Here is a 23315-nt window from a genome sequence, read left to right on the forward strand (position 1 = left end):
CCCCGGAGAGGACGCTGACTCCGGGGCGCGTGATACGCATGCTGAATGAGAGAGGCGGGAAGATCAGAACGGGCGGACAAAGGCGCTGCTATCCAGCGGCTGTACCCTGGCGGCCTTCAGGGTGGGCGTGCCCAGATAGAGGAAGCCGACGATGACATCCTGCTCGCGGCAGCCAAACGCCTGACGCACCCGGGGCTCCTCGGTCCAGTGGCCGCTGCGCCAGATACCGTTAAATCCCTGCGCCTGCGCCGCCATCTGCATCGCCATCACGGCACACCCGGCGGAGGCGACCTGCTCCCACTGAGGCACCCGGCTGTCACAATTGCAGTGGGCGATCACCGTAACGATCAGCGGCGCGCGAAAGGGCGCGCTGCGGGCCTTCTCAACGCCTTTCTCATCGCGCCCCTCGGCCAGCGCGATATCGTGCAGCAGCGCGCTCAGGCGCTCACGCCCGTCGCCCTGCACGGTCACGAAGCGCCACGGCTGCAGGCCGCCGTGGTCCGGCGCGCGCAGCCCGGCCTGAAAGATATTTTCCAGCGCCTGAGCGGACGGGGCTGGATCGCTCAGGCGGGAAGCGGAACGGCGCTGCAGCAAGAGCTCTAATGCATCCATGGGACTCTCCAAGTGATAAGTCAAACACATAATCTGTAATGATGTTACAGAGAGGTTACGGCAATTATCCTCCCGCGCGCCGTAAGATGCCAGCCCCGGCATACGCACAGAGGGCGGACCAGCGCAGCCGGGCGCATATCGACGCTGACTTTTCCCGGCGACGCCGCTAGGATAGCGGAATTGTAATCATTGACCTGGAGTTAACATGCGCATGCTATGGCGCTATATCGCCGGCGCGTTTCGCTGGTGCTGGCGAATACTCAATTTTATTCGCGAGTTTATCCTTAACCTGTTTTTGGTCCTGCTGATCCTGATCGGCGTCGGTATCTACCTTCAGTTTCAGGATACGCCCGTCGATCCCGCTACCAAAGGCGCTCTGCTGGTGGATCTCAACGGCGTGGTGGTCGATAACCCCGCGTTGAACAGCAAGTTCGGGCAGCTGGGCCGAGAGCTGCTGGGCATCCGCGGTGCGGCGCTACAGGAGAACTCCCTGTTCGATCTGGTGGAGACCCTGCGCCAGGCCAAAAGCGATCCCAACATTACCGGGCTGGTGCTATCGCTGAATAACTTTGCCGGCGCGGACCAGCCGTCGCTGCAGTACATTGGCAAGGCGCTGGCCGAGTTCCGCGCCAGCGGTAAGCCGATCCTGGCGGTCGGCGAAAGCTACACCCAGGCGCAGTATTTCCTGGCCAGCTATGCGGATAAGATCTACCTCTCTCCCCAGGGCAGCGTCGGCCTGCAGGGGATGGCGACCAATAACCTCTACTATAAGAGCCTGCTGGATAAGCTGGATGTCAGCACCCATATCTTCCGCGTCGGCACCTATAAGTCCGCCGTCGAACCGCTGATGCGCGACCAGATGTCGCCGCAGGCGCGCAGCGCTGACAGCCAGTGGCTCAACGGTATGTGGCATAACTATTTAGCCATGGTTGCCGCTAACCGGCACCTTACGCCGGAGCAGGTTTTCCCCGGCGCCGAGCAGATGCTGAAAGGGCTACAGGCCACCGGCGGTGATATGGCGCAGTACGCCGTACTGCATCGGCTGGTCGATGGGCTGGCATCGCGCAGCGAGGTCGAGGGCATTCTGTCCAAACAGTTTGGCTGGGATGCGCGCGCGCGCGACTACCGCCACATCAGCCTCTATGACTATCCCCTGAAGCCGAAGCGTACGGGCAATGGTCAGATCGCCGTTATTTTTGCCAGCGGGCCGATCATCGATGGCAACGCGACGCCGGGCAGTGTGGGCGGCGATACCACCGCGGCCCAGATTCGCCAGGCGCGTCTCGACCCGGCTATCCGTGCGATCATCCTACGGGTCAACAGCCCCGGCGGCAGCGTCACCGCCTCTGAGGAGATCCGTTCGGCGCTGGCGGCGGCGCGCGACGCCGGTAAGCCGGTGGTGGTCTCCATGGGGGGACTGGCGGCATCCGGCGGTTACTGGATCTCGACGCCCGCCAACGCCATTGTGGCCAGCCCCAGCACCCTCACCGGCTCGATAGGGATCTTTGGGGTCATCAATACCTTTGAAAAGCCGCTGAGTCAGCTGGGGGTCTATACGGACGGCGTCGCGACCTCGTCGCTGGCCGACACCGCCCTGACCAAAGCACTGCCGCAGAGCGTCAGCGAACTGATGCAGTTGACTATTGAGAACGGCTATCAGCGCTTTATCAGCCTGGTGGCCACCGCCCGTCATAAAACGCCGGCGCAGATCGATAGCATCGCGCAGGGGCGCGTCTGGCTGGGCGTCGATGCCAAAGCCAATGGGCTGGTCGATCGGTTGGGCGACTTTGACGATGCCGTTAGCCAGGCGGCGACGCTGGCCGGCATCAAGCAGCCTCAGCTGCGGTGGTATGTCGATAATCCGAGCCTCAGCGAAATGGTGTTCAGCCAGCTGACTAGCTCCGTCCAGGCCTCCCTGCCGCAGGCGCTGCAGGGCATGATCCCCGCTTCACTGCTTCAGCTCTCACGCCAGATCTCGGCGCAGAGCGATTGGGTCGCCTCTCTCAACGATCCGCAGCAGCGCTACGCGCTGTGCCTGAGCTGTAGCGAGATCCGTTAATCCTGCCTCCCGCCGGACCAGCAGGCCATTATTCATGGCTGCTGGCCCGGCGGGCTTTTTTTCTTCCGTATTATCCCTATAATCCACGCATATTTGCGCATCAGCGCCCCAGCTACGGCGAACTTTCTGTCATGCAAAAAAAATCTATCTATGTGGCCTACACCGGCGGCACCATCGGCATGCAACGCTCCGCACAGGGCTACATCCCCGTCTCCGGGCACCTGCAGCGTCAGCTGGCGCTGATGCCGGAGTTTCACCGCCCCGAGATGCCGGACTTTACCATCCATGAGTATCAGCCGCTGATCGACTCGTCCGATACCACGCCCGCCGACTGGCAGCACATCGCCGACGATATTCAGGCCAACTACGCCGACTATGATGGCTTTGTGATCCTGCATGGCACCGATACCATGGCGTTTACCGCCTCGGCGCTCTCGTTTATGTTCGAGAACCTGGCGAAACCGGTGATCGTCACCGGCTCACAGATCCCGCTCGCCGAGCTGCGCTCCGACGGGCAGACCAATCTGTTGAACGCCCTCTATCTGGCGGCCAACTACCCGATCAATGAAGTCTCGCTGTTCTTCAATAACAAGATGTTCCGCGGCAACCGGACGACCAAGGCGCACGCCGACGGCTTTGACGCCTTCGCCTCGCCCAACTATCCCATCCTGCTGGAGGCCGGGATCAACATTCGCCGTATCGCGCCGCTGGTAACGCCGCTGCATCAGGCGCCGTTCCGGGTTCACCCCATCACGCCGCAGCCGATCGGGGTGGTGACCCTCTATCCTGGAATCTCGGCCGATGTGGTACGCAACTTCTTGCGCCAGCCGGTGCGGGCGCTGATCCTGCGCTCCTACGGCGTCGGCAACGCGCCGCAAAACCCAGAACTGCTCGATGAGCTGATCCTCGCCTCACAGCGCGGTATCGTTGTCGTCAACCTGACCCAGTGCTTCTCCGGCCGGGTCAACATGGAAGGCTACGCCACCGGCAACGCCCTGGCCCACGCCGGGGTGATCAGCGGTTTTGACATGACGGTTGAGGCGGCGCTGACTAAACTGCATTATCTACTGAGTCAATCGCTGGCCGCAGACCAAATCCGCCGCCTGATGCAGCAAGATCTGCGCGGTGAGCTGAGCGAGAATCCCTAGAGCGCCCCATCACCGAGTAGGCCGGCTCTAGTCACACAACCATGGGAGAAAGACCGATGTCCGCCGCACTTTTGCTGATCGATCTACAGAATGATTTTTGCCCCCAGGGCGCCCTGGCGGTGCCTCGGGGCGATGAGGTCATTCCCATCGCCCTGCAGGCGGTCGCCATGGCGCGCCGGGACGGCATCCCAGTGATCGCGACCCAGGATTGGCACCCGGCGGAGCACGGCAGCTTCGCCAGCCGCAGCGGCGGGCAGATAGGCAAGGTCGGCGAGCTCAATGGGTTGCCCCAGGTCTGGTGGCCTGACCATTGCGTGCAGAACACCATCGGCGCCGCGTTTCATCCGGCCCTGCGCGATACCGCCTTCGATTTTGTGGTGCATAAGGGAACCGACGCCGCAGTAGACAGCTACAGCGCCTTTTTCGACAACGGGCGACGCGGCGCCACCGCGCTGGATGCCTGGCTACGCCAGCACGGCATCACCCGCCTGTGGCTGCTGGGTCTGGCGACGGATTACTGCGTGAAGTTTTCGGTGCTGGACGCCCTACGCCTGGGCTATCAGGTCAATATCATTCGCGACGGCTGCCGCGGCGTGGATCTCACGCCCGGCGATAGCGAACGCGCGCTGGCTGAGATGGTCAGCGCCGGGGCGGCCCTAACCCCGCTCACCGCGCTCAGCCACCTGCGCTGAGCCGCGCGCGCCGCGCCGTTGGCCCCCTACTCCGCCTACGGCGCATTAAACAGCGCCTTCAGCGCTTGCTTGCTTTTCATTTCTATCTCCCCGCGGGTGTTCACCGTTAAATGCGCCGCACGGTGATTATGACGCGACTGGTACAGCATCACCATCTGCAGCGCCTCACCGCGCTGCGACTCGCTCAGCCGAGAGCCGTCCGGCCACTTGCCCAGCTCAACGGCGGTCGTCAGACGCCGGTAGACATCTTCATTCATTATTGAGATCAAGCGCTCAATATCCATATGTCCTCGCTAATATCCGCTTTGCTGAATCGCTTCACCATGGTACTATCATTTCAAGACATCAAGGGGTTATCCTAGGGTCCAGCGGCCATCCTCTCCGGCGCAGAAATGCAGCGCGGCGGAGTTCACGCAATAGCGCTCACCGCTGGGCTGGGGACCGTCGGGAAACAGATGCCCCAGATGGGCATCGCAGTGCGCGCAGCGGATTTCGATGCGGTGCATATGGTGCGAATCATCATCCAGACAGCGAATGGCGTCGGCGCTATAGGGGCGAAAGAAGCTCGGCCAGCCACAGCCGGAGTCATATTTACTGTCGGAATAGAACAAGGGGCTGTTGCAGCACAGGCAGTGGTATATCCCCTCCTGGCGGTTATGCAGCAGCCGGCCGCTAAACGGCGGCTCGGTGCCACGCTGCTGAGTGACATAGCGTTGCATTTCGGTTAATTGATGTGGGGACTGAGAGGGTTTTTCTTTAGCCATGTTATGTTCCGCGGCCTGCGTCGAATGGATAGGATTGGGCAGAAATAAAATGCCATCCAACATAACAAACAGTTAACAATAGATCAGCATCATTTGGTCTAAACTGTGTGGCTGGAGCGCGACGGGGGTGACTTTTGTGATGAGTATCACAAACAGACAGCACGCAGGTTTGAGACTCTCGCCGCCGCCCCCATGTATGATGGAATACGGTGAGTTTGGCATCGTGGATGCTATCTGCACAGTCGCCGCGGCGGCTTTGACGTATAGCAACAATTGACACGATTCCGCTTGACGCTCCATAAGGTTTTTGTAATTTTACAGGCAACCTTTTATTCACTAACCAATAGCTGGTGGAATATATGACTATCAAAGTAGGTATCAACGGTTTTGGCCGTATCGGCCGTATTGTTTTCCGTGCTGCTCAGGAACGTTCTGACATCGAAATCGTTGGCATCAACGATCTGCTGGATGCCAACTACATGGCATACATGCTGAAGTACGACTCTACTCACGGTCGTTTCAACGGCACTGTTGAAGTGAAAGATGGCCACCTGATCGTTAACGGTAAAAAAATCCGTGTTACCGCTGAAAGAGATCCGGCTAACCTGAAGTGGAACGAAATCGGCGTTGACGTTGTTGCCGAAGCGACCGGTCTGTTCCTGACCGACGAAACCGCGCGTAAGCACATCGCCGCCGGCGCCAAGAAAGTCGTCATGACGGGCCCGTCCAAAGATGCTACCCCGATGTTCGTGATGGGCGTAAACCACAAGAACTACGCTGGCCAGGAGATCGTTTCCAACGCATCCTGCACCACCAACTGCCTGGCTCCGCTGGCTAAAGTCCTGAACGACAACTTCGGCATCGTTGAAGCGCTGATGACCACCGTTCACGCCACCACCGCAACCCAGAAAACCGTCGACGGCCCGTCTATGAAAGATTGGCGCGGCGGCCGCGGCGCTAGCCAGAACATCATCCCGTCTTCTACCGGTGCAGCCAAAGCCGTTGGCAAGGTCATCCCGGAGCTGAACGGTAAACTGACCGGTATGGCTTTCCGCGTTCCGACCCCGAACGTCTCCGTTGTCGACCTGACTGCACGCCTGGCCAAGCCGGCGACCTATCAGCAGATCTGTGACGTGATGAAGGCCGCTTCTGAAGGCGAAATGAAAGGCGTTCTGGGCTACACCGACGAAGCCGTCGTTTCTACCGACTTCAACGGCGAAGTATGCACCTCTGTGTTTGATGCCGACGCCGGTATCTCTCTGAACGACAACTTCGTGAAACTGGTTTCTTGGTACGACAACGAAACGGGTTACTCCAACAAAGTTCTGGATCTGATCGCGCACATCTCCAAGTAAGCGCGCATTGTGATCTCGTGATAAAAGGGCGACACTCGGTGTCGCCCTTTTTATTTTGTGTCTGCGGCACCGCCTTCACCGAGGAGTCTTACCATGTCCCAGAACATGTCCGAAAAGATTTTTTCCTTACCGGTCGAACGACAGATCACCCCTTACCTCAGCCTGCGCCAGCTGGATGCATTGCCCATCGTGGTGGTCAACCATCCGCGGCTGCGGGCCGCCGTCGCCCTACAGGGCGCCCATCTGCTGCTGTGGCAGCCCAGCGGCGAAAAACCGGCGCTGTGGCTCTCGCCGGACTCAGCCTTTCAACCGGGCGAACCGATCCGCGGCGGCGTGCCCATCTGCTGGCCCTGGTTTGGCCCAGCCCAACAGGAGGGCTATCCGGCACACGGCTTCGCCCGCAACCTGCCCTGGACTCTCAGCGCGCATGATGAAGACGCGCAGGGCGTAACCCTGACCCTCACCCTGAAAGAGAGCGACGCCTCGCGTAAATACTGGCCTCATGACTTTAGCCTGACGGCCCGCTATCGTCTCAGCGACCACTGCAGTATGGAGCTTGAGGCCTATGGCGACTACCGCTGCCAGGCCGCGCTGCACACCTATTTCAATATCGCCGATATTAACGCCGTCTCCGTCTCTGGGCTGGGCGAACCCTATCTGGATAAAGTCAACGGCGGCGCCGAGGCTATCCAACAGGGAGCGCTGACCTTCAGCGCGCGTACCGACCGCGTCTATACCGCGCCGGAGCCATTCAGCGTCATTCACGATCGCGGCTTCCAGCGCAGCATCGAGATCCATCATCACCATCACAGCGACGTCGTCGCCTGGAACCCGTGGCGTGAGATTGCCGCCGCCATGGCCGATATGCCCAATGACGGCTATCACACCATGGTGTGCGTTGAGACCGCCCGCGTCAGCCAGCCGCTGCAGGTCAGCAGCGGCTGCCCTGCCCGTCTGGCCGCCACGCTGCGCCTGCGTCCGCAGCGCTAATACGCATCAACCGGCTCTCCGCTGCGCGGGAGCCGGGATCTCCCCGGTGCGCTTGGCACCCGCGCACGCGGCGCAGCCGTAGCCCCCGTTCCCCGCCGGTCACCCGTGCCCGCAGTCAGCGCATTCACCGACATCCCTCTCATCGCGGCCGAAATCCGCCGGCACGCTCTCTGGCTTGCCGGCGGCGATGCTATCCCGTCTAACCGGCGCTCATGCCTGTCCTGCCCACCGCCGGAGGGGCGACGATAAGCACAGGGTGCGCGACGGAGCACCTCACCCCGCGCTGAGCATCCGCCGCGCCGGTCATATCTACGCCGCGCTCATACCGAGTAAACACACATCGCTTAAAAATAATTATCATTATCAATTAATATGTATGACCTTTTAAATGCTTCTGGGTTATGTATATGATAAAAAAAATACTTCTTACTACGCTGCTCCCCGTCAGTACCCCCCTTGTCGCGCAGGCGACGGGGACGGAGAAGAACGATGCCGAGGATATCGTCTATGTCATCGAAAAGAAGGAGGAAAAAATTAATGAGACGACGCTCTCGCAAAATGAGATAGAGAATCAGCTTATTTTTGATATGCAGGATATTGTCCGCCACCTTCCCGGCGTCGGCGTCTCCAGCGATGGCCGCTTCGGCAACAATGGATATAGCATGCGAGGCGTCGATAAGGATCGCGTGGCCATCTCCGTCGATGGCATCCCGCAGGGTGAAACTTTCGACAACCTCATTTACAAGGGATATGGCTATTTTAACGGCAGCATCAACAACATCGAAACTGACCATCTGAAAACCGTGCTGATCGCCAAGGGGGCCGACTCGTTATTCATGGGCAGTGGCGCCCTGGGCGGCAGCGTGCAGTATGTCAGCAAAGATCCCAGCGATCTGATTCGATCGGGCAATAGCGGCTTGGTTTCCCGCAGTGCCTATAGTTCGAAAAATGATGAAAAGATGCAGACCCTCGGGGGCGCGTTCAGCACGGATTTTGCCGAAGGCATGCTGCTCTACACTTACCGCAGCGGCCATGAAACCGACAACTTCCGCCATGAAAACGATGTTTTTGGCCGCGCACGTGGAACGCCGGACCCGCAGGATAAAAAGCGCCACTCGCTCCTCTCGAAGGTCAACCTTATGCTCGGCGACGCACACACCCTCAGCGCCACCGTCGAATATGCCAAGGAAAAGACCTATACCGATGAGAAGTCGTGGTACCTCTTTTCAACATATCACCGTACCGGTAACGACCTCTCAGAAAAAAGGCGCTACAGCGTTTCTGATACCTGGCAGCCCGGCATCTATATCGACACGGTCAAAACCGAGTTTAACTGGCAGAAAATCACGCAGACCGCCTTTAGCACGATCTATGAAGACTTTGAGCAGGGATATTATGGCGATATTTTTGAAGAGAAAAATCGCAGGCTGACCCAGTATGGCCGCTACCTGAATAGCGAAATCTCGTTCAACAGCTGGTCGTTATTGGCTACGCGCCATCATCTGACCCTGCGGACCCAGTATGCCTCGAAGCGCTTTGATAACGTCAATGTGGACACGACCTGGCTGGGTAACCCCAAGAAACCCCACCTGGACGATCAAAAAATCATCCGGCCGGTCTCTAGCCGTGATGTCAATGCCACCGTCGTCGATGAAATCACGCTGCCCAACAATCAGCTCAGCCTTATCGCCGGCGCCCGCTATGATAGCGTCGCACATAAACCCGACGCAGGTCGGTTATCCCTGGCGAAAGACAGCGATCCACGGCCCAACCGCTACTCAGCCCTTTCATGGGCGCTGACCGCCAGCTACGCCATAACCCCCCGCTATACGTTGCAGTATAAAATTGGTAAGGGCTTCCGCATTCCTACGGCGCAGGAGCTTTATTTCGATTATGGCGATAGCATCGCGGCTAACCGCGTTGAGCCGAACCCCAATTTAAGGCAGGAGCAAGGCCTGAGTAACGAAATCGCGCTCAGTTATCAAGGCGATATCGTACAGAATAAGATCAACGCCTATTACACCAAATACACCGACTTTATCGATCTCAAGCAGACGGAGAAACAGGTCCCCAACCCTTGGTTCGATCCCTCAAATCCCTCACGCTGGAACAAGCCAACCCTTCCACAAAACCATCTGCAATATACGAATGTCGCCTCAGCCTATGTCTGGGGGCTTGAGCTGACAAACGAGTTCCACCTCGCCAAGGCGCTCGGTTGGCAGGATAGCTATAGCTTACGCAATAGTCTGAGCTACGCCCAAGGGAGAGATGCCAGCGGAAACTCATTGCTCTCCATTCAACCTTTTAAATGGGTTTCTTCATTAGCCTATCGCCATCCCAGCGCCAGATATGGCGCGGAGCTCTTTATGACCTATGCGGCGAAAAAGAAGGAGAGTCAGGCCATTCACAATGGACGCGCCTGGCCATACCTGAGCGCAAGCTATGTCGTCTTCGATACTACCGCCTATTATAACGTCAGTGAAAATATCTCACTGCGCGCCGGCGTGTTTAATATGTTAAACAGAAAATATAGCACTTGGGATACCCTGCGCAGCCTGCCGGAATTCGGTACGACCAATCAGATAGACAGCGATAGAGTTGGCCTACGGCGCTTCACCGCACCGGGGCGAAACTTCGCCGCCGATATTTCATTCTACTTCTAAAATGAAAGCAGGGTCGCCGAGGCGACCCTGCCGATCGTAACGCGATGCACGCGGCGACGATTAGAAACGGTAGGTCACGCCAGACCACAGCATGCCGGTATAGTTCTTCGCGATCATCGGGCTGTCCTTAATTTGGCTGCTCAGCTGCACAAAGCGGCCGGCGAAGAACGCGTTCCAGTCCGCATTGATGCGATAGTAGGTGGTCAGCTCCAGGTAGGGTGACTAGCTGTTTTCCGGGCTGTACTGCTGCAGACTGCTGCGACGCGCCTCGCTGTCGGACACGCCAAAGTAGTAGCTGTTCTGATTGGCGCTGTTCCAGGTCACGCCGACGCCGGGAGTAAAGCTCCAGTCCCCGCGGTGCAGGGTGTATAGGTAGGCCAGATCGCCCACTAGGCCATTGCTGTTATCCAGAATATCGCCCACGAAAGAGGCGCGCAGCGTTCCCCACGCTTCGTGATGGCTATAGCTCAAGCCGGCCATCACGGTCGCGTAGCGGTTATTCAGGCGCTTCATCCGCCAGTCATCGCTGTCGCTGGCGCGAAAGCGCCACGGAGAATAGAACGCGGTGGCGCTCAGCTGATCCTGCTGATCCTTCCACAGATAGTAACCGGCGGTCAGACTGTGAAAATAGAAGCTGTCGCTGTCATAGTTCACCATCGGCACAGGATAAACGCGGTCGTTATCGCCACGGTAGGGATCCGGGGCGACCAGAGCGGAGGCACCGATAGACCAAGTGCCGGCGTGGGCGGCGGCAGTAACCAGCAGGGCCAGTGAGCCCAGCGCAGAGAGCGTACGTTTTTTCACCGTTAACATCATCCAATACAGAATAAAAATATGTCGGATGATTATACTCATAGAGTGGTTAATCGCATCACCTTTTACCTGGAAAACAGTTAACATGCCACTTTTCATCCTATTCTAATCCCTACTTCCCGCGCGACCGCCGGACGCGGGTATCCTGCGCCGCCGCATCACCGTGTCTAAACTGAGTGCTTGAAATGCCATGGGAAAAAAGCCGTGAGCGGCGGGCAAATTCCTGGAGGCCAACTAAGCTTGATCTCAGGGGGAGACTACGGTCGGCCTGCCATGTGCGGATGCCCCGGCGCAACAGCGCGTTTTCGCGCGACCGCAGCGACGCGGCATTATCCTTAACCTGTGCTGAAAAAAGGACGGGCATCGCTATGAACATATTTGACCAATATCGCCAGCGCTATGAAGCGGCCAAGGATGAAGAGTTCACGCTGCAGGCATTTCTCACCCTCTGCCGCCAGGATCGCAGCGCCTATGCCAATGCGGCAGAGCGTCTGCTGCAGGCCATCGGCCAGCCCGACATGATCGATACGGCGCAGGATCCCCGCCTCTCCCGTCTGTTCTCCAACCGCGTCATTGCCCGCTATCCCGCCTTTGCCGAATTCTATGGCATGGAGGATGCCATCGAGCAAATCGTGGCCTACCTGCGCCACGCGGCACAGGGGCTGGAGGAGAAAAAACAGATCCTCTATCTGCTGGGGCCGGTCGGCGGCGGCAAGTCCTCTTTGGCCGAGCGGCTGAAGGCGCTGATGCAGTGCGTTCCCATCTATGTGCTGAGCGCCAACGGCGAGCGGAGCCCGGTCAACGACCATCCCCTGTGTCTGTTCGATGCCCGGGAGGATGGCGCCATCCTCAGCCAGGAGTACGGCATCCCGCCGCGCTATCTGGGAACCATCATGTCGCCGTGGGCCGCCAAGCGCCTGCGTGAGTTCGGTGGCGATATCACCCAGTTCCGGGTCGTCAAGGTGTGGCCCTCGATCCTGCAGCAGATCGCGATCGCCAAGACCGAGCCGGGCGACGAAAACAACCAGGATATCTCCGCGCTGGTCGGTAAGGTGGACATTCGCAAGCTGGAGCACTACGCCCAGAACGATCCCGATGCCTATGGCTATTCCGGCGCGCTGTGCCGGGCCAACCAGGGGATCATGGAGTTTGTGGAGATGTTCAAGGCGCCGATCAAGGTGCTACATCCGCTGCTGACCGCTACCCAGGAGGGAAACTATAACGGCACCGAGGGGATCTCTGCCCTGCCCTTCAGCGGTATCATTCTGGCACACTCCAACGAATCAGAATGGGTGCAGTTTCGTAATAACAAGAACAATGAGGCCTTTCTCGACCGCGTCTATATCGTGAAGGTCCCCTACTGCCTGCGGGTATCGGAAGAGATTAAGATCTACGACAAGCTGCTGCGCAACAGCGAACTGGCGCTGGCGCCCTGTGCGCCGGGCACCCTGGAGACACTGGCCAGCTTCAGCGTGCTGTCGCGCCTGAAAGCGCCGGAAAACTCCAGCCTGTTCTCCAAGATGCGCGTCTATGACGGCGAAAGCCTGAAGGACACCGATCCCAAGGCTAAGTCCTACCAGGAGTATCGCGACTATGCCGGGGTCGATGAGGGGATGAACGGCCTCTCCACCCGCTTCGCCTTTAAGATCCTCTCCAAGGTCTTCAACTTTGATCATGCCGAGGTCGCCGCCAACCCGGTACACCTGTTCTACGTCCTGGAACAGCAGATTGAGCGCGAGCAGTTTCCCCAGGAGACGGGGGAAAAATACCTTGAGTACCTGAAAGGCTATCTGATCCCCAAATACGTCGAGTTTATCGGCAAAGAGATCCAGACGGCCTATCTGGAATCCTATTCCGAGTATGGCCAGAATATCTTTGACCGCTATATCACCTATGCCGACTTCTGGATCCAGGATCAGGAGTACCGCGATCCGGATACCGGACAGCTGTTTGATCGCGAGTCGCTCAACGCCGAACTGGAGAAGATCGAAAAGCCGGCGGGGATCAGTAATCCCAAGGATTTCCGTAACGAAATCGTCAACTTCGTGCTGCGCGCCCGCGCGCACCACAGCGGTCACAACCCTAACTGGACCAGCTATGAGAAGCTGCGTACAGTGATCGAGAAAAAGATGTTCTCCAACACCGAAGAGCTGCTGCCGGTGATCTCTTTCAACGCCAAGACGTCCAGCGAGGAGCAGAAGAAGCACGATGACTTCGTGCACCGCATGATGGAGAAGGGCTATACCCGCAAGCAGGTCCGCCTGCTGTGCGAGTGGTATCTGCGGGTCCGTAAATCATCCTGACGACCCGCTCCGGGCGGCGCCCTGCCGCCCTTTCCACTTGGCAGACTGGGAGGCGCCATGGCCTACTTCATCGATCGCCGCCTGAACGGCAAGAATAAGAGCGCGGTAAACCGCCAGCGGTTCCTGCGCCGCTACCAATCGCAGATCAAACAATCGGTCGCGGATGCCATCCACCGCCGCTCGGTCTCTGACGTAGAGAGCGGCGAATCGGTCACGATTCCACGCGACGATATCAGCGAACCGCTGTTTCAGCAGGGGAGCGGCGGTGAACGCCACCGGGTTCACCCCGGCAACGATCACTTTGTCCCCCATGACCACATAGAGCGCCAGCAGGGCGGCGGCGGCAGCGGCGATGCCGGCAACGGTGAGGGGGGACAGGATGACTTCGTTTTCCAGATATCCAAGGACGAGTATCTGGATCTGCTGTTTGAAAACCTGGCCCTGCCCAATCTGCGCCACAGTCACTACCAGCAGCTGACCGAATTCAAAAACCATCGCGCCGGCTACACCGCTAGCGGCGTTCCGGCCAACATCAGCGTCGTGCGATCCCTGCGGAACTCGCTGGCGCGACGTACCGCCATGAGTGCCGCCAAGCGGCGCGAGCTGCTTCAGCTGGAGCAGCAGCTCGACGCGCTGCAGCACAGCGAACCGGCGCAGCCGCTGGAGGCCATGCGGCTACGCCAAGAGATCGAGGCGCTGCGCCAGCGTATTGCCCGGGTGCCGTTTATCGACAGCATCGATCTGCGCTATAAAAACTACGAGCGACGCCCCGAGCCCTCGAGCCAAGCGGTCATGTTCTGCCTGATGGATGTCTCCGGCTCCATGGATCAGGCCACCAAAGAGATGGCCAAGCGTTTCTATATCCTGCTGTACCTGTTCCTGAGCCGAAACTACAAGAATATCGAGGTGGTCTATATTCGCCACCACACCCAGGCCAAGGAGGTCGACGAGCAAGAGTTTTTCTACTCTCAGGAGACCGGCGGCACCATCGTCTCCAGCGCGCTAAAGCTGATGGATGAGATCGTCCGCGCCCGTTACGATCCCGCTCAGTGGAACATCTATGCCGCCCAGGCCTCCGACGGGGACAACTGGGCCGACGACTCTCCCCTGTGCCAGCAGCTGCTCACCACCCGGCTGCTGCCGCTGGTACGCTACTATTGCTATATCGAAATCACCCGCCGCGCCCACCAGACCCTATGGCGGGAGTATGAGGGGCTGAGCCAGCGCTGCGACAACTTTGCCATGCAGCATATCCGGGAACCACAGGATATCTACCCGGTCTTTCGGGAGTTGTTCGCCCGTCAGCTAGCCCCCCGCTGATTCGCCGCCGCCGGACAGGGCGGCGGACAACCATCTCGATACTCGCCCGCCGTTCGACGGCGGGGGTATCCTAAACGCTCGGCATATCATTAAATTACTTTACAATCGGCCACAGAACGTTTGTCATGTCCCGTGGCCTAAACGGGCACACCTTTTTATTATTTTCATGCTGTAGGAAAGTCATCGCATGCATTTCACCCAAAAAACCACCCACTGGCGGGAAGTGTGGCAGTTGATCAGGCCCTACTGGGTTTCAGAAGAAAAAGTCAGCGCCTGGACCCGCCTGTTCGCCATCGTCGTGTTGACCCTGGCCGCGGTGTATATCAACGTCCTGTTTAACGAGTGGAACCGGGTGTTCTACGATGCCCTGCAAAACCGCAACTATGCGGTCTTCAAGGCGCAGCTGATCCGCTTTAGCTATCTGGCGTTTATCTACATCGCGATCGCCATCTTCCGTATTTACCTGACCCAGGGGCTGCAGATGCTGTGGCGTCAGTGGATGACCCGGCGCTATATGGATAAATGGCTGGGGCATCAGGCCTACTATCACACGGAAATGCAGCAGTCGATCGATAACCCCGATCAGCGTATCGCCCAGGATCTGAACACGCTGACCAGCGGCACGCTCTCCCTGACGCTGGGGTTTCTCTCCAGCCTGGTGACCCTGTTCTCCTTCGTCACGATTCTGTGGTCGGTCTCCGGTTCGCTTTCGCTGATGATCGCCGGCCATGCGCTGGAGATCCCCGGCTACATGGTGTGGTTCGCCCTGCTGTATGCCGGACTCGGCTCCATGATGATCTGGCTGGTGGGCCGCCCGCTGGTCGATCTCTCCTTCGATCAGGAGCGCTTTGAGGCAAACTTCCACTTTGGCCTGATCCGAATCCGCCATAGCGCCGACCCCATCGCGCTGTACCACGGCGAGCAGCAGGAGCGCCGGCAGCTGGAGGGTCAGTTTCAGAATATCCGTCGCAACTGGTGGAATATCATGCGTCTGACCCGACGCCTCAACTTCGCCAGCAACTTTTACGGCCAGTTCGCCATCATCTTCCCGATTCTGGTGGCCGCGCCGCGCTATTTCGCCAACGCCATCCAGCTGGGCACCCTGATGCAGATCTCCTCGGCCTTCGGCCAGGTGCAGGAGGCGCTATCCTGGTTTATCAATGCGTTTGACGATCTGGCCTCCTGGAAAGCCTGCGTTAACCGTCTGGCCGGCTTCAATAAGGCGGTAGAGGAGATCAACCGCCATCCCGGCGACATCCGCCATGGTCAGACCCAGTGCGCCGACGAGGCGCTCAATATCAAGGCGCTGACCCTGCAGCTTCACCAGGGGCGTACGCTGTTTAACAATGTCACTCTGCGGGTGCTGCGCGGCGATCGCGTGCTGATCACCGGCCCCTCCGGCTGCGGTAAGTCGACCCTGCTGAGCGCCATCGCCGGCGTCTGGCCCTACGGCCACGGCGAGATCCTGCGTCCAGATGAGACGACGCTGCGTACCCTGTTCCTGCCACAGCACAGCTATCTGCCGATAGGCAGCCTGCGTGAGGCCATCTGCTACCCCTACAACGCAACCACCTATAGCGATGACGAGCTGAAGGCTATTCTGCGAGCCTGTCGCCTGAGCCACCTGTGCGATGCATTGGGCAGCCGCTCCAACTGGTCACAGCAACTCTCCCCCGGTGAGCAGCAGCGCATCGCCTTTGCACGTGCGCTGGCGCTGCGCCCGGATATTCTGTATCTGGATGAGGCCACCAGCGCACTGGATGAAGATACCGAACAGCACGTTTACCGCCTGCTAGAGGCGTCTCTGCCGGGCGTGACGCTGATCAGCGTCGCTCACCGCAGCAGCGTCGCGCCGTTCCATACCCTGCGCTGGCGTTTTCATCGGGAGGCGGAGGATGACCAAGGGGGAGAATTTGCCCCGTCGCAGGTCGAGGTCTCCACGCTCGGCGAGCACTAAACGTAGACGGCTGGGGCGCATGCCCCGGCCGCCTACGTCGCCTTCTGCTTACTCGCTGCGCGAGATGATCGTGTGTCCTACCTATGCGGCGGGATGATCGGGTGCGTTGAGCAGCCTCTCCAGCCGCGGCGCCAGCCACCAACAGATCGGCGCAACGATCAGGGTCGCCAAAGCCAAGGCATAGAAGTAGCCGCCATACTGCTGCAGAGAGCGCTGCGCGTCTCCCCCCGCCTCACTGTCGCTGGCGGAGAAACCGGCCAGCGAGGCCAGTGCTAATACCATCCCCCAAGCGCCATAGATAAAACCACGCACCTCACGCGGGAATAACTTGGCGATCATCGACTGGCCTAACGCCGATATCAGTAGCTCGCCGATGGCGAACAGCAGATAAGGCGCAATAATCCAGAACGGCGAGACGATGCCCGCCTCATTGCCGAAGAAACGCGCGCTACCGGCAAGCGACAGCGCAGGCCAGCATCCCCACGGCGAATTTGACCGGCATCGACGGATCGCACCCGCGCTCGCCCAGCCAGGTATAAAGCCAGGCCAGACCGGGGCTGAGTACGATAACCCACATCGGATTTAACGCCTGGAAGGAGACCGGATTGATATCGACCCCGAACAGAGAGGGGCGCACATTATTGATGGCGAAAAAGTTCAGCGAGGTCGGCATTTGGTTGTAGAGGATGAAGAACAACAGTGCTTGCCCCATAAGCACCAGCCCCACCACCATTTTCAACCGCGAAATAGGCGACTCCCGGCGCATGATGCGCACGCCATGGCATAACGGCGCTCACCCCATTACGACCAGCACCATGCTCTTATTACGATTGATGCAATAATATTTTTCCCCGGCGACCAGCGTCTCTACGCCAGCCAAGGGGCTGAATCCATGTTCATACGCCACCTCACGAATAGCGCGAATACACTCCCGCTCAGTTTTTGCCCGATTGAGAAAGGCTTTATATCCGCTACAGAACAATTCCATCTGGCTAATATATTTAGAAGATAAATAGCTATCCATCGCACTCCCCTTAATATTAACTCTGGGTCTGGCAATAATGTAACCTACGTTTTACTGCGTTATTGAAATAGATCTCTAAATAACTTATTGATTTCAGAATTATATTTCATTAAAAGATATCGAGATTATATTTATCACTACACTAAAGGGAGTGCATTAATAAATAATTCATGCCATCATCGCCACTCTCGGTGATAAATGCTGCGCGAGGCACATCTAGCGGATAATAAGGTGGAACGCTGACAGCGCAGCCCTTGCCAGCGTGCCACGCCGCGCCTCTGCAACACGCGGCGAAAAATATAAATACTATTTATGATTATTACAGGACAACCCGGCGGACGGCGATTCTCACCGGAGGCCGAATCGGTGAGCGTCGCGCCATTGCCGCAGAGAGCGGGGACATTTAGCCGCACAAGCGTGAGGCAAATCAACTAACTGTGAAGTAAACCACAACACATAGCATCCTCTGCCTATCAGAGTAGGTATCATTAGTAAAAGATGCTAGTGTTATTAATTATAACCATAGACGACTAATTAATTTCGTCATCTTATTGACTAGCCGGTTAATTGATACCACCCACCGGATCATTTGCTGTAGCACCAAGGGAAAGACACCATGAGTACACTCACTGAACTGCCTGATTATCGCATTCACTTTAGTGATCCCATTCATTTTGAACACGAAGTATCCCGCCTGATCGGTGAAACCGTCAGTGCACTTATCGAGCGCGATGGCGACATCATCTATGGCGATCTGATCCATGCTATCGCACGTACTGCCCGCACCGAATCCTGTCAACAGCGTCGGGCGCTGCTGCTCAGCGCCCTGGATCGTTTATTGGGCGACCAACCGCTGCCCGACGACCTCCCCTAGCATATCACCACCGCCAGCCAGACGCTCTCGCCGGGCTGGCCTTCCCATATAAGCGTACGGCAACATGTGGCAACACAAGGGGCTGGCGCAGCAGCCTATGCTGCGTTATGGTGATCAAAGGGCAGATTGCCTCTGCCATCGGCCCCTTTCCGCTGGATCGGTACATCCGTAACCGCGATCATTTTCAAGGAGACTTTTTATGACCAAGCCGCATCACATCGCCGAATGGGCACGCGTGCGTGAAACCTCTTTAGAAATTGCCGAAGCCATCTTCGAACTGGCGCACGGTGACGAAGCCCTGGCGCAACAGATTTGGGAAGAAGGAAACGATGATGTCCTGCCGCTGGCCTTCGCCAAAACGGACCAGGATCAGCTCTACTGGGGAGATGAGACCATCTCCCGCGCAGATGTCTAACCCGTATTATCCCCTGCCCGCCGTGCCCACTGCGTTACGGGTATAGCGGGCAACCGACAAATCATCGGCGCGGATCGCCGGCGTCACGCCGGAAATGATATCCGCCAGCAGCTGTCCGGATCCGCAGGCCATGGTCCAGCCCAGCGTGCCGTGACCGGTATTGAGATACAGATTCTCCAGCGGCGTCGCCCCCACCAGCGGTGTTCCGTCCGGCGTCGCCGGACGCAGCCCGCACCAAAAGCTCGCCTGCGGCAAAAATCCGCCGCGCGGATAGAGATCGCACACCACCCTCTCCAGCGTCCGGCGCCGGGCCGGCGGCAGCGACATGTCAAAGCCAACCACCTCCGCCATACCACCGACCCGGATACGCCGATCGAAGCGGGTGATCGCCACCTTATAGCTCTCATCCAGCACCGTCGAGCGCGGCGCGGCGTCAGGATCATCGATGGGCAGCGTCAGAGAGTAGCCCTTCAGCGGATAGACCGGGATCGCCACGATATCCTGCAGCAGCCCGGTAGAGTAGGCACCCAGCGCGACCACATAGGCGTCCGCCACCAGCGTATCGTGGCCATACTGTACGCCCTGTATCCGCGCCCCGCTGCGCAGTAGCCGCAGGGCCTGGGTATTAAAGATAAAGCGAACCCCGGCCTGTGCCGCCCGCTGCGCCAGCTGACGGGTAAACAGCTGGCAGTCCCCGGTTTCATCATGGGGCAGATGCAGACCGCCGCTCAAGCGCGCACTCGCCGCCGCCAGCGCCGGCTCCACCGTCGGCAGCTGCGCCGCCGACAACAGCTGGTAAGGCACTCCGGCCTCGCGCAAAACGGCAATATCACGCGCGGCGTTCTCATACTGCTGCGGCGTGCGGAACAGCTGCAGGGTTCCCAACTGCCGCCCTTCGTAATCGATGGGTGTCGTCCGGCGCAGCTGCGCCAGACAGTCGCGACTGTATTCGGCCAGCCGGACCATCCGCGCTTTATTTAGGCCATAGTGGGCACTGTCGCAATTACGCAGCATCTGCCACAGCCAGCGCAGCTGAAACAGCGAGCCGTCCAGGCTCATCACCAGCGGCGCATGGCGCTGAAACAACCATTTAAGCGCCTTGAGCGGGATCCCCGGCGCCGCCCAGGGTGCCGCATAGCCCGGCGAGATCTGTCCGGCGTTGGCCGCGCTGGTCACGCCGATCACGCCGCTGCCCAATATCGCTACCCGCATCGCCATCCCTCCGCTGCCGTACGAATGCCCTATACGCGGTACATCAAGCATATGCGATAACCGGAGCACGCGCCGCGGCAATCCGGCAGTTTTCAACACGGTAGGCTACGCTTGTATCAGGACGGCATGCCGCGGTCCGTATAATGGCTTGAGGGAGGTGTGTGCATGGCCAGGTCAAACGCTGCAACCCGTAACTCCGCACCGTGCCTGAGCGATGGCCCGGACTGGACGTTTCCGCTGCTTCAGGCGTATCTGAATGAGATCAATCGGGTCGCCCGGCACTACCGGCTGGATACTTATCCACACCAGATCGAAATTATTACCGCCGAACAGATGATGGACGCCTACTCCAGCGTCGGCATGCCGATCAACTACGCCCACTGGTCCTTCGGTAAAAAGTTTATCGAGACCGAGCGACGCTATAAACAGGGCCAGCAGGGGCTGGCCTATGAGATCGTGATAAACGCGAATCCCTGCATCGCCTACCTGATGGAGGAGAACACCATTACTCTGCAGGCGCTGGTGATGGCCCACGCCTGCTACGGCCATAACTCCTTCTTTAAGAATAACTATCTGTTCCGCACCTGGACCGACGCTGGCTCCATCATCGATTACCTGCTGTTTGCCCGTAACTATATCCGCCAGTGCGAGGAGCGCTACGGCGTTGAAGAGGTCGAGAAAATTCTGGACTCCAGCCATGCGCTGATGAACTACGGCGTAGATCGCTACAAACGACCGCAGAAGATCTCTCTGGATGAGGAGCGCGCGCGCCAGAAGGCACGCGAGGCCTATCTGCAGAGCCAGGTCAACGATCTCTGGCGCACCCTGCCACGCCGTGAGGCCGAGGTGCTGGCCAGGCAGGACCAGCGCTTCCCCAGCGAGCCCCAGGAGAACATCCTCTATTTCCTGGAAAAAAACGCCCCGTTGCTAGAGCCATGGCAGCGGGAAATCGTGCGCATCGTGCGCAAGATCAGCCAATACTTTTACCCGCAGAAGCAGACACAGGTCATGAATGAAGGCTGGGCCACCTTCTGGCACTATACCCTGCTCAACCACCTCTACGACGAGGGGCGGGTCAGCGATCGCTTTATGCTGGAATTTCTGCACAGCCACACCAATGTGATCGCCCAGCCAGCCTATAACAGCCCCTATTACAGCGGCATCAACCCCTACGCCCTGGGGTTCGCCATGTATCAAGATATTCGGCGCATCTGCCAGCAGCCGACCCCTGAGGATCGGGAGTGGTTCCCCACTATCGCCGGGCGTGATTGGCTGGAGACGCTACACTTCGCCATGCGCGACTTTAAGGATGAGAGCTTCATCAGCCAGTTCCTATCGCCGCGCCTGATGCGCGAGTTTCACCTGTTCAGCGTCCTGGACGACGAGCGCAATAGCTATCTGGAGATTGAGGCCATCCACAATCAGGAGGGGTACCGGATCCTGCGGGAGCGGCTTTCGTCCCAGTACAATCTGAGCAACCTCGAGCCGAATATTCAGGTCTGGAACGTCGCGCTGCGCGGCGATCGCTCGCTGACCCTGCGCTATATTCCCCATAACCGGATCCCGCTGGATACCGCCAGCCGCCGAGCGGTCATCAAGCATCTGCAGCGGCTGTGGGGCTTTGACGTTTATCTGGAGCAGGTAAACGAGGACGGCGGCGTAGAGCTGCTGGAGCGCTGCCCGCCGCATCCTGACGGGATCTGAAGTAAAAACCGGGGGGCGCTAAGCGCCCCCCGGTTATCGGGGATAGGAGATATCGGCTGGATACGCCGCTGACTCAGGCGCGCCCCTCGGCCAAATCGCGCGGGATCCCGCTCTGCATTCCGTGCCAGATGGCGCCGCTCTCTTTGCCGTAGCTGCGGACAAACTCCATCACCTGATCGTGCTGACGGGTCGCCGCCAGCTCACCGAGACGCGAATAGAACGCCAGCGCCAGGCGGCGCGCCTGCGGATTGGCAAAGTAATAGCGCCCGACTCGGGTGTACAGCCCCTTCAGCCCGTTGAGGATCAGGCCGTAGATCGGATTGCCGCAGGCGAAGGCCAGCGCGCGAAAAATACGGTAGTCCAAGTCAGCAAAGGCATCGGCGCTATCCTCTACCGTCGGGGCGTCGGCGACGATGGCCTGCACCTTATCCGGATGCTGACGCACTGCGGCGCGAATGAAGATAGCGGCAATGTTGGTACGCACGGCCAGCACATTGTCGATCAGCTGCGGGACGCTATCGTGATCCAAACGCGCCAGCGTCTCCAGAATATTCAGCCCAGAGGTTTCCCAGAAGTTGTTCACCTGGGTCGGCTTACCATGCCGGATCGTCAGCCATCCATCGCGCGCTAAACGCTGCAGCACCTCACGCAGGGTAGTACGGGTAACGCCAATCAGCTCAGACAACTCTCGCTCTGCGGGCAGGATAGAACCGGGTGGAAAACGGTTATTCCAAATACTTTCAATCAAATACTCTTCCGCAAAACCAGCTGGACTCTGCGCCTTAATAACCATGTTGTTAACGTTCCGTCACGACAATAAGAATAAGCAAAAACAAGATTGCTCATCATACCAGATGGCAACCCGCTGATATAGCGCCGATAGCGCTTAAACATACAAACTGTGCCCACGGCGGCAAAAGCACACGTACGGACACAGAATGAGAATAAAATTCATTTTCTATTGAGCCTGCGGCGGCGGCAGGCGTATAATAAGAATAATTATCAATATCACGGAGAGAGATCATGGACGTCACGGGTATCCTTATCGCCAGCGCCGCCGCACTGAGCGGCGTCGCGCTGCTGATCACCCTATTTGCCGACCGCGGCGCTCCGCGTTTCCTGCGCACGCCGTCTCCCCGCGCAGAGCCACGCTGCGACCGCGCCCGACTTCCTGCACAGGAGGAGACTCCCCTTCCCCCTCTGGGCAATCCGGCTCTACTCCCGACGGCGCAGCCCCGCCTTGGCTCGCTGGAGTTTCCCTTACCCGCGCCGCGCATCGCGCTGGGCAATCTGGGGACTCTCCCGTAACGGTTATCGCCTTCCTATCGCATGCCGCGCCATCTCCTCCGCATGTCATGCCAACAAATAATCCGCTCACAGTTTTTTATTCCACACTCTGGGCGCTGAACC

General features: G+C 58.6%; 21 protein-coding genes and 1 pseudogene. 13 read left to right on the forward strand and 9 right to left on the reverse strand.

Annotated features, from left to right (window positions below; translation table 11 throughout):
• Positions 1 to 63: 63 nt before the first annotated feature.
• The gene (locus QY76_RS12455) at positions 64 to 612 is read right to left on the reverse strand and encodes an NAD(P)H nitroreductase (protein ID WP_034165108.1); all 549 of its coding nucleotides are present in this window, start codon (positions 610 to 612) and stop codon (positions 64 to 66) included.
• Positions 613 to 817: 205 nt separating this feature from the next.
• Between QY76_RS12455 and sppA the strand changes: the two genes are divergently transcribed.
• The 3 genes from sppA to pncA all read left to right on the forward strand — a co-directional run bounded on the left by sppA (position 818) and on the right by pncA (position 4511).
• Positions 818 to 2671 carry a signal peptide peptidase SppA gene (gene sppA, locus QY76_RS12460; protein WP_045426980.1) on the forward strand — a complete coding sequence of 618 codons (1854 nt, stop codon included), beginning with the start codon at positions 818 to 820 and terminating at the stop codon, positions 2669 to 2671.
• A gap of 131 nt (positions 2672 to 2802) precedes the next feature.
• Positions 2803 to 3819, forward strand: a complete 1017-nt coding sequence (gene ansA, locus QY76_RS12465) for an asparaginase (RefSeq protein WP_045426977.1) — start codon at positions 2803 to 2805, stop codon at positions 3817 to 3819.
• Between the two features lie 56 nt (positions 3820 to 3875).
• Positions 3876 to 4511: a bifunctional nicotinamidase/pyrazinamidase gene (gene pncA / locus QY76_RS12470; protein ID WP_034165105.1), complete on the forward strand. Its 636-nt coding sequence runs from the start codon at positions 3876 to 3878 to the stop codon at positions 4509 to 4511.
• A 35-nt stretch (positions 4512 to 4546) separates the two neighbouring features.
• On the opposite strand, the gene QY76_RS12475 is transcribed toward pncA, so the two are convergent.
• Positions 4547 to 4795 (reverse strand): YeaC family protein, encoded by a 249-nt coding sequence (locus QY76_RS12475; protein WP_034165104.1) that lies wholly within the window; start codon positions 4793 to 4795, stop codon positions 4547 to 4549.
• Between the two features lie 69 nt (positions 4796 to 4864).
• Positions 4865 to 5275, reverse strand: a complete 411-nt coding sequence (gene msrB / locus QY76_RS12480) for a peptide-methionine (R)-S-oxide reductase MsrB (RefSeq protein WP_034165158.1) — start codon at positions 5273 to 5275, stop codon at positions 4865 to 4867.
• Positions 5276 to 5634: 359 nt separating this feature from the next.
• On the opposite strand from msrB, the gene gapA reads away from it, so the two are divergent.
• From gapA to QY76_RS12500, 3 genes are all read left to right on the forward strand, one after another.
• A complete protein-coding gene (gene gapA, locus QY76_RS12490) occupies positions 5635 to 6630 on the forward strand; it encodes a glyceraldehyde-3-phosphate dehydrogenase (protein WP_012848336.1) in 996 nt (331 codons plus the stop codon).
• Positions 6631 to 6735: 105 nt separating this feature from the next.
• On the forward strand, positions 6736 to 7620 hold the full coding sequence (locus QY76_RS12495; protein ID WP_034165157.1) for a D-hexose-6-phosphate mutarotase: 885 nt from the start codon (positions 6736 to 6738) through the stop codon (positions 7618 to 7620).
• A gap of 401 nt (positions 7621 to 8021) precedes the next feature.
• A complete protein-coding gene (locus QY76_RS12500; RefSeq protein WP_049648829.1) occupies positions 8022 to 10283 on the forward strand; it encodes a TonB-dependent hemoglobin/transferrin/lactoferrin family receptor in 2262 nt (753 codons plus the stop codon).
• A gap of 60 nt (positions 10284 to 10343) precedes the next feature.
• On the opposite strand, the pseudogene QY76_RS12505 reads toward QY76_RS12500, so the two are convergent.
• Positions 10344 to 11138: pseudogene (locus QY76_RS12505) on the reverse strand (MipA/OmpV family protein).
• A 326-nt stretch (positions 11139 to 11464) separates the two neighbouring features.
• On the opposite strand from QY76_RS12505, the gene QY76_RS12510 reads away from it, so the two are divergent.
• The 3 genes from QY76_RS12510 to QY76_RS12520 all read left to right on the forward strand — a co-directional run bounded on the left by QY76_RS12510 (position 11465) and on the right by QY76_RS12520 (position 16676).
• On the forward strand, positions 11465 to 13399 hold the full coding sequence (locus QY76_RS12510; protein WP_045427046.1) for a PrkA family serine protein kinase: 1935 nt from the start codon (positions 11465 to 11467) through the stop codon (positions 13397 to 13399).
• Positions 13400 to 13456: 57 nt separating this feature from the next.
• Positions 13457 to 14719, forward strand: a complete 1263-nt coding sequence (locus tag QY76_RS12515) for a YeaH/YhbH family protein (protein ID WP_045426968.1) — start codon at positions 13457 to 13459, stop codon at positions 14717 to 14719.
• Between the two features lie 187 nt (positions 14720 to 14906).
• Entirely contained in the window at positions 14907 to 16676 is a 1770-nt protein-coding gene (locus QY76_RS12520; RefSeq protein ID WP_045426965.1) for an ABC transporter ATP-binding protein/permease, read from the forward strand.
• A gap of 81 nt (positions 16677 to 16757) precedes the next feature.
• Here the strand turns inward: QY76_RS12520 and QY76_RS19610 are convergent, their stop codons facing one another.
• The 3 genes from QY76_RS19610 to QY76_RS18805 form a co-directional block, all read right to left on the reverse strand.
• Entirely contained in the window at positions 16758 to 17015 is a 258-nt protein-coding gene (locus tag QY76_RS19610) for a hypothetical protein (RefSeq protein WP_309545123.1), read from the reverse strand.
• A gap of 109 nt (positions 17016 to 17124) precedes the next feature.
• Positions 17125 to 17388, reverse strand: coding sequence for a hypothetical protein (locus QY76_RS19615; RefSeq protein ID WP_256379271.1), 264 nt, complete (start codon positions 17386 to 17388; stop codon positions 17125 to 17127).
• Positions 17389 to 17469: 81 nt separating this feature from the next.
• The gene (locus QY76_RS18805; RefSeq protein ID WP_034165218.1) at positions 17470 to 17700 is read right to left on the reverse strand and encodes a hypothetical protein; all 231 of its coding nucleotides are present in this window, start codon (positions 17698 to 17700) and stop codon (positions 17470 to 17472) included.
• Between the two features lie 616 nt (positions 17701 to 18316).
• On the opposite strand from QY76_RS18805, the gene QY76_RS18080 reads away from it, so the two are divergent.
• Positions 18317 to 18574, forward strand: a complete 258-nt coding sequence (locus QY76_RS18080; RefSeq protein WP_038631549.1) for a hypothetical protein — start codon at positions 18317 to 18319, stop codon at positions 18572 to 18574.
• Positions 18575 to 18773: 199 nt separating this feature from the next.
• Positions 18774 to 18989, forward strand: coding sequence for a YccJ family protein (locus tag QY76_RS12535; RefSeq protein WP_034165216.1), 216 nt, complete (start codon positions 18774 to 18776; stop codon positions 18987 to 18989).
• Positions 18990 to 18995: 6 nt separating this feature from the next.
• Here the strand turns inward: QY76_RS12535 and QY76_RS12540 are convergent, their stop codons facing one another.
• Positions 18996 to 20201 (reverse strand): D-amino acid dehydrogenase, encoded by a 1206-nt coding sequence (locus tag QY76_RS12540; RefSeq protein WP_071844222.1) that lies wholly within the window; start codon positions 20199 to 20201, stop codon positions 18996 to 18998.
• Between the two features lie 165 nt (positions 20202 to 20366).
• On the opposite strand from QY76_RS12540, the gene QY76_RS12545 reads away from it, so the two are divergent.
• Entirely contained in the window at positions 20367 to 21905 is a 1539-nt protein-coding gene (locus tag QY76_RS12545; RefSeq protein WP_049648830.1) for a SpoVR family protein, read from the forward strand.
• Positions 21906 to 21978: 73 nt separating this feature from the next.
• On the opposite strand, the gene fadR is transcribed toward QY76_RS12545, so the two are convergent.
• The gene (gene fadR, locus QY76_RS12550) at positions 21979 to 22698 is read right to left on the reverse strand and encodes a fatty acid metabolism transcriptional regulator FadR (RefSeq protein WP_034165214.1); all 720 of its coding nucleotides are present in this window, start codon (positions 22696 to 22698) and stop codon (positions 21979 to 21981) included.
• A gap of 230 nt (positions 22699 to 22928) precedes the next feature.
• Here fadR and QY76_RS12555 point away from each other — a divergent pair, with 230 nt between their 5' ends.
• A complete protein-coding gene (locus QY76_RS12555; RefSeq protein ID WP_034165213.1) occupies positions 22929 to 23213 on the forward strand; it encodes a hypothetical protein in 285 nt (94 codons plus the stop codon).
• Positions 23214 to 23315: the final 102 nt, after the last annotated feature.

Source organism: Edwardsiella sp. EA181011 (assembly GCF_000800725.1).
Classification (GTDB): domain Bacteria; phylum Pseudomonadota; class Gammaproteobacteria; order Enterobacterales; family Enterobacteriaceae; genus Edwardsiella; species Edwardsiella anguillarum.

Coding starts and splice junctions, on each gene's coding strand:
- QY76_RS12455 (WP_034165108.1), bottom strand. CDS start 612: ATGGATGCATTAGAGCTCTTGCTGCAGCGCCGTTCCGCTTCCCGCCTG.
- sppA (WP_045426980.1), top strand. CDS start 818: ATGCGCATGCTATGGCGCTATATCGCCGGCGCGTTTCGCTGGTGCTGG.
- ansA (WP_045426977.1), top strand. CDS start 2,803: ATGCAAAAAAAATCTATCTATGTGGCCTACACCGGCGGCACCATCGGC.
- pncA (WP_034165105.1), top strand. CDS start 3,876: ATGTCCGCCGCACTTTTGCTGATCGATCTACAGAATGATTTTTGCCCC.
- QY76_RS12475 (WP_034165104.1), bottom strand. CDS start 4,795: ATGGATATTGAGCGCTTGATCTCAATAATGAATGAAGATGTCTACCGG.
- msrB (WP_034165158.1), bottom strand. CDS start 5,275: ATGGCTAAAGAAAAACCCTCTCAGTCCCCACATCAATTAACCGAAATG.
- gapA (WP_012848336.1), top strand. CDS start 5,635: ATGACTATCAAAGTAGGTATCAACGGTTTTGGCCGTATCGGCCGTATT.
- QY76_RS12495 (WP_034165157.1), top strand. CDS start 6,736: ATGTCCGAAAAGATTTTTTCCTTACCGGTCGAACGACAGATCACCCCT.
- QY76_RS12500 (WP_049648829.1), top strand. CDS start 8,022: ATGTATATGATAAAAAAAATACTTCTTACTACGCTGCTCCCCGTCAGT.
- QY76_RS12510 (WP_045427046.1), top strand. CDS start 11,465: ATGAACATATTTGACCAATATCGCCAGCGCTATGAAGCGGCCAAGGAT.
- QY76_RS12515 (WP_045426968.1), top strand. CDS start 13,457: ATGGCCTACTTCATCGATCGCCGCCTGAACGGCAAGAATAAGAGCGCG.
- QY76_RS12520 (WP_045426965.1), top strand. CDS start 14,907: ATGCATTTCACCCAAAAAACCACCCACTGGCGGGAAGTGTGGCAGTTG.
- QY76_RS19610 (WP_309545123.1), bottom strand. CDS start 17,015: ATGATCGCCAAGTTATTCCCGCGTGAGGTGCGTGGTTTTATCTATGGC.
- QY76_RS19615 (WP_256379271.1), bottom strand. CDS start 17,388: ATGGGGCAAGCACTGTTGTTCTTCATCCTCTACAACCAAATGCCGACC.
- QY76_RS18805 (WP_034165218.1), bottom strand. CDS start 17,700: ATGGATAGCTATTTATCTTCTAAATATATTAGCCAGATGGAATTGTTC.
- QY76_RS18080 (WP_038631549.1), top strand. CDS start 18,317: ATGAGTACACTCACTGAACTGCCTGATTATCGCATTCACTTTAGTGAT.
- QY76_RS12535 (WP_034165216.1), top strand. CDS start 18,774: ATGACCAAGCCGCATCACATCGCCGAATGGGCACGCGTGCGTGAAACC.
- QY76_RS12540 (WP_071844222.1), bottom strand. CDS start 20,201: ATGCGGGTAGCGATATTGGGCAGCGGCGTGATCGGCGTGACCAGCGCG.
- QY76_RS12545 (WP_049648830.1), top strand. CDS start 20,367: ATGGCCAGGTCAAACGCTGCAACCCGTAACTCCGCACCGTGCCTGAGC.
- fadR (WP_034165214.1), bottom strand. CDS start 22,698: ATGGTTATTAAGGCGCAGAGTCCAGCTGGTTTTGCGGAAGAGTATTTG.
- QY76_RS12555 (WP_034165213.1), top strand. CDS start 22,929: ATGGACGTCACGGGTATCCTTATCGCCAGCGCCGCCGCACTGAGCGGC.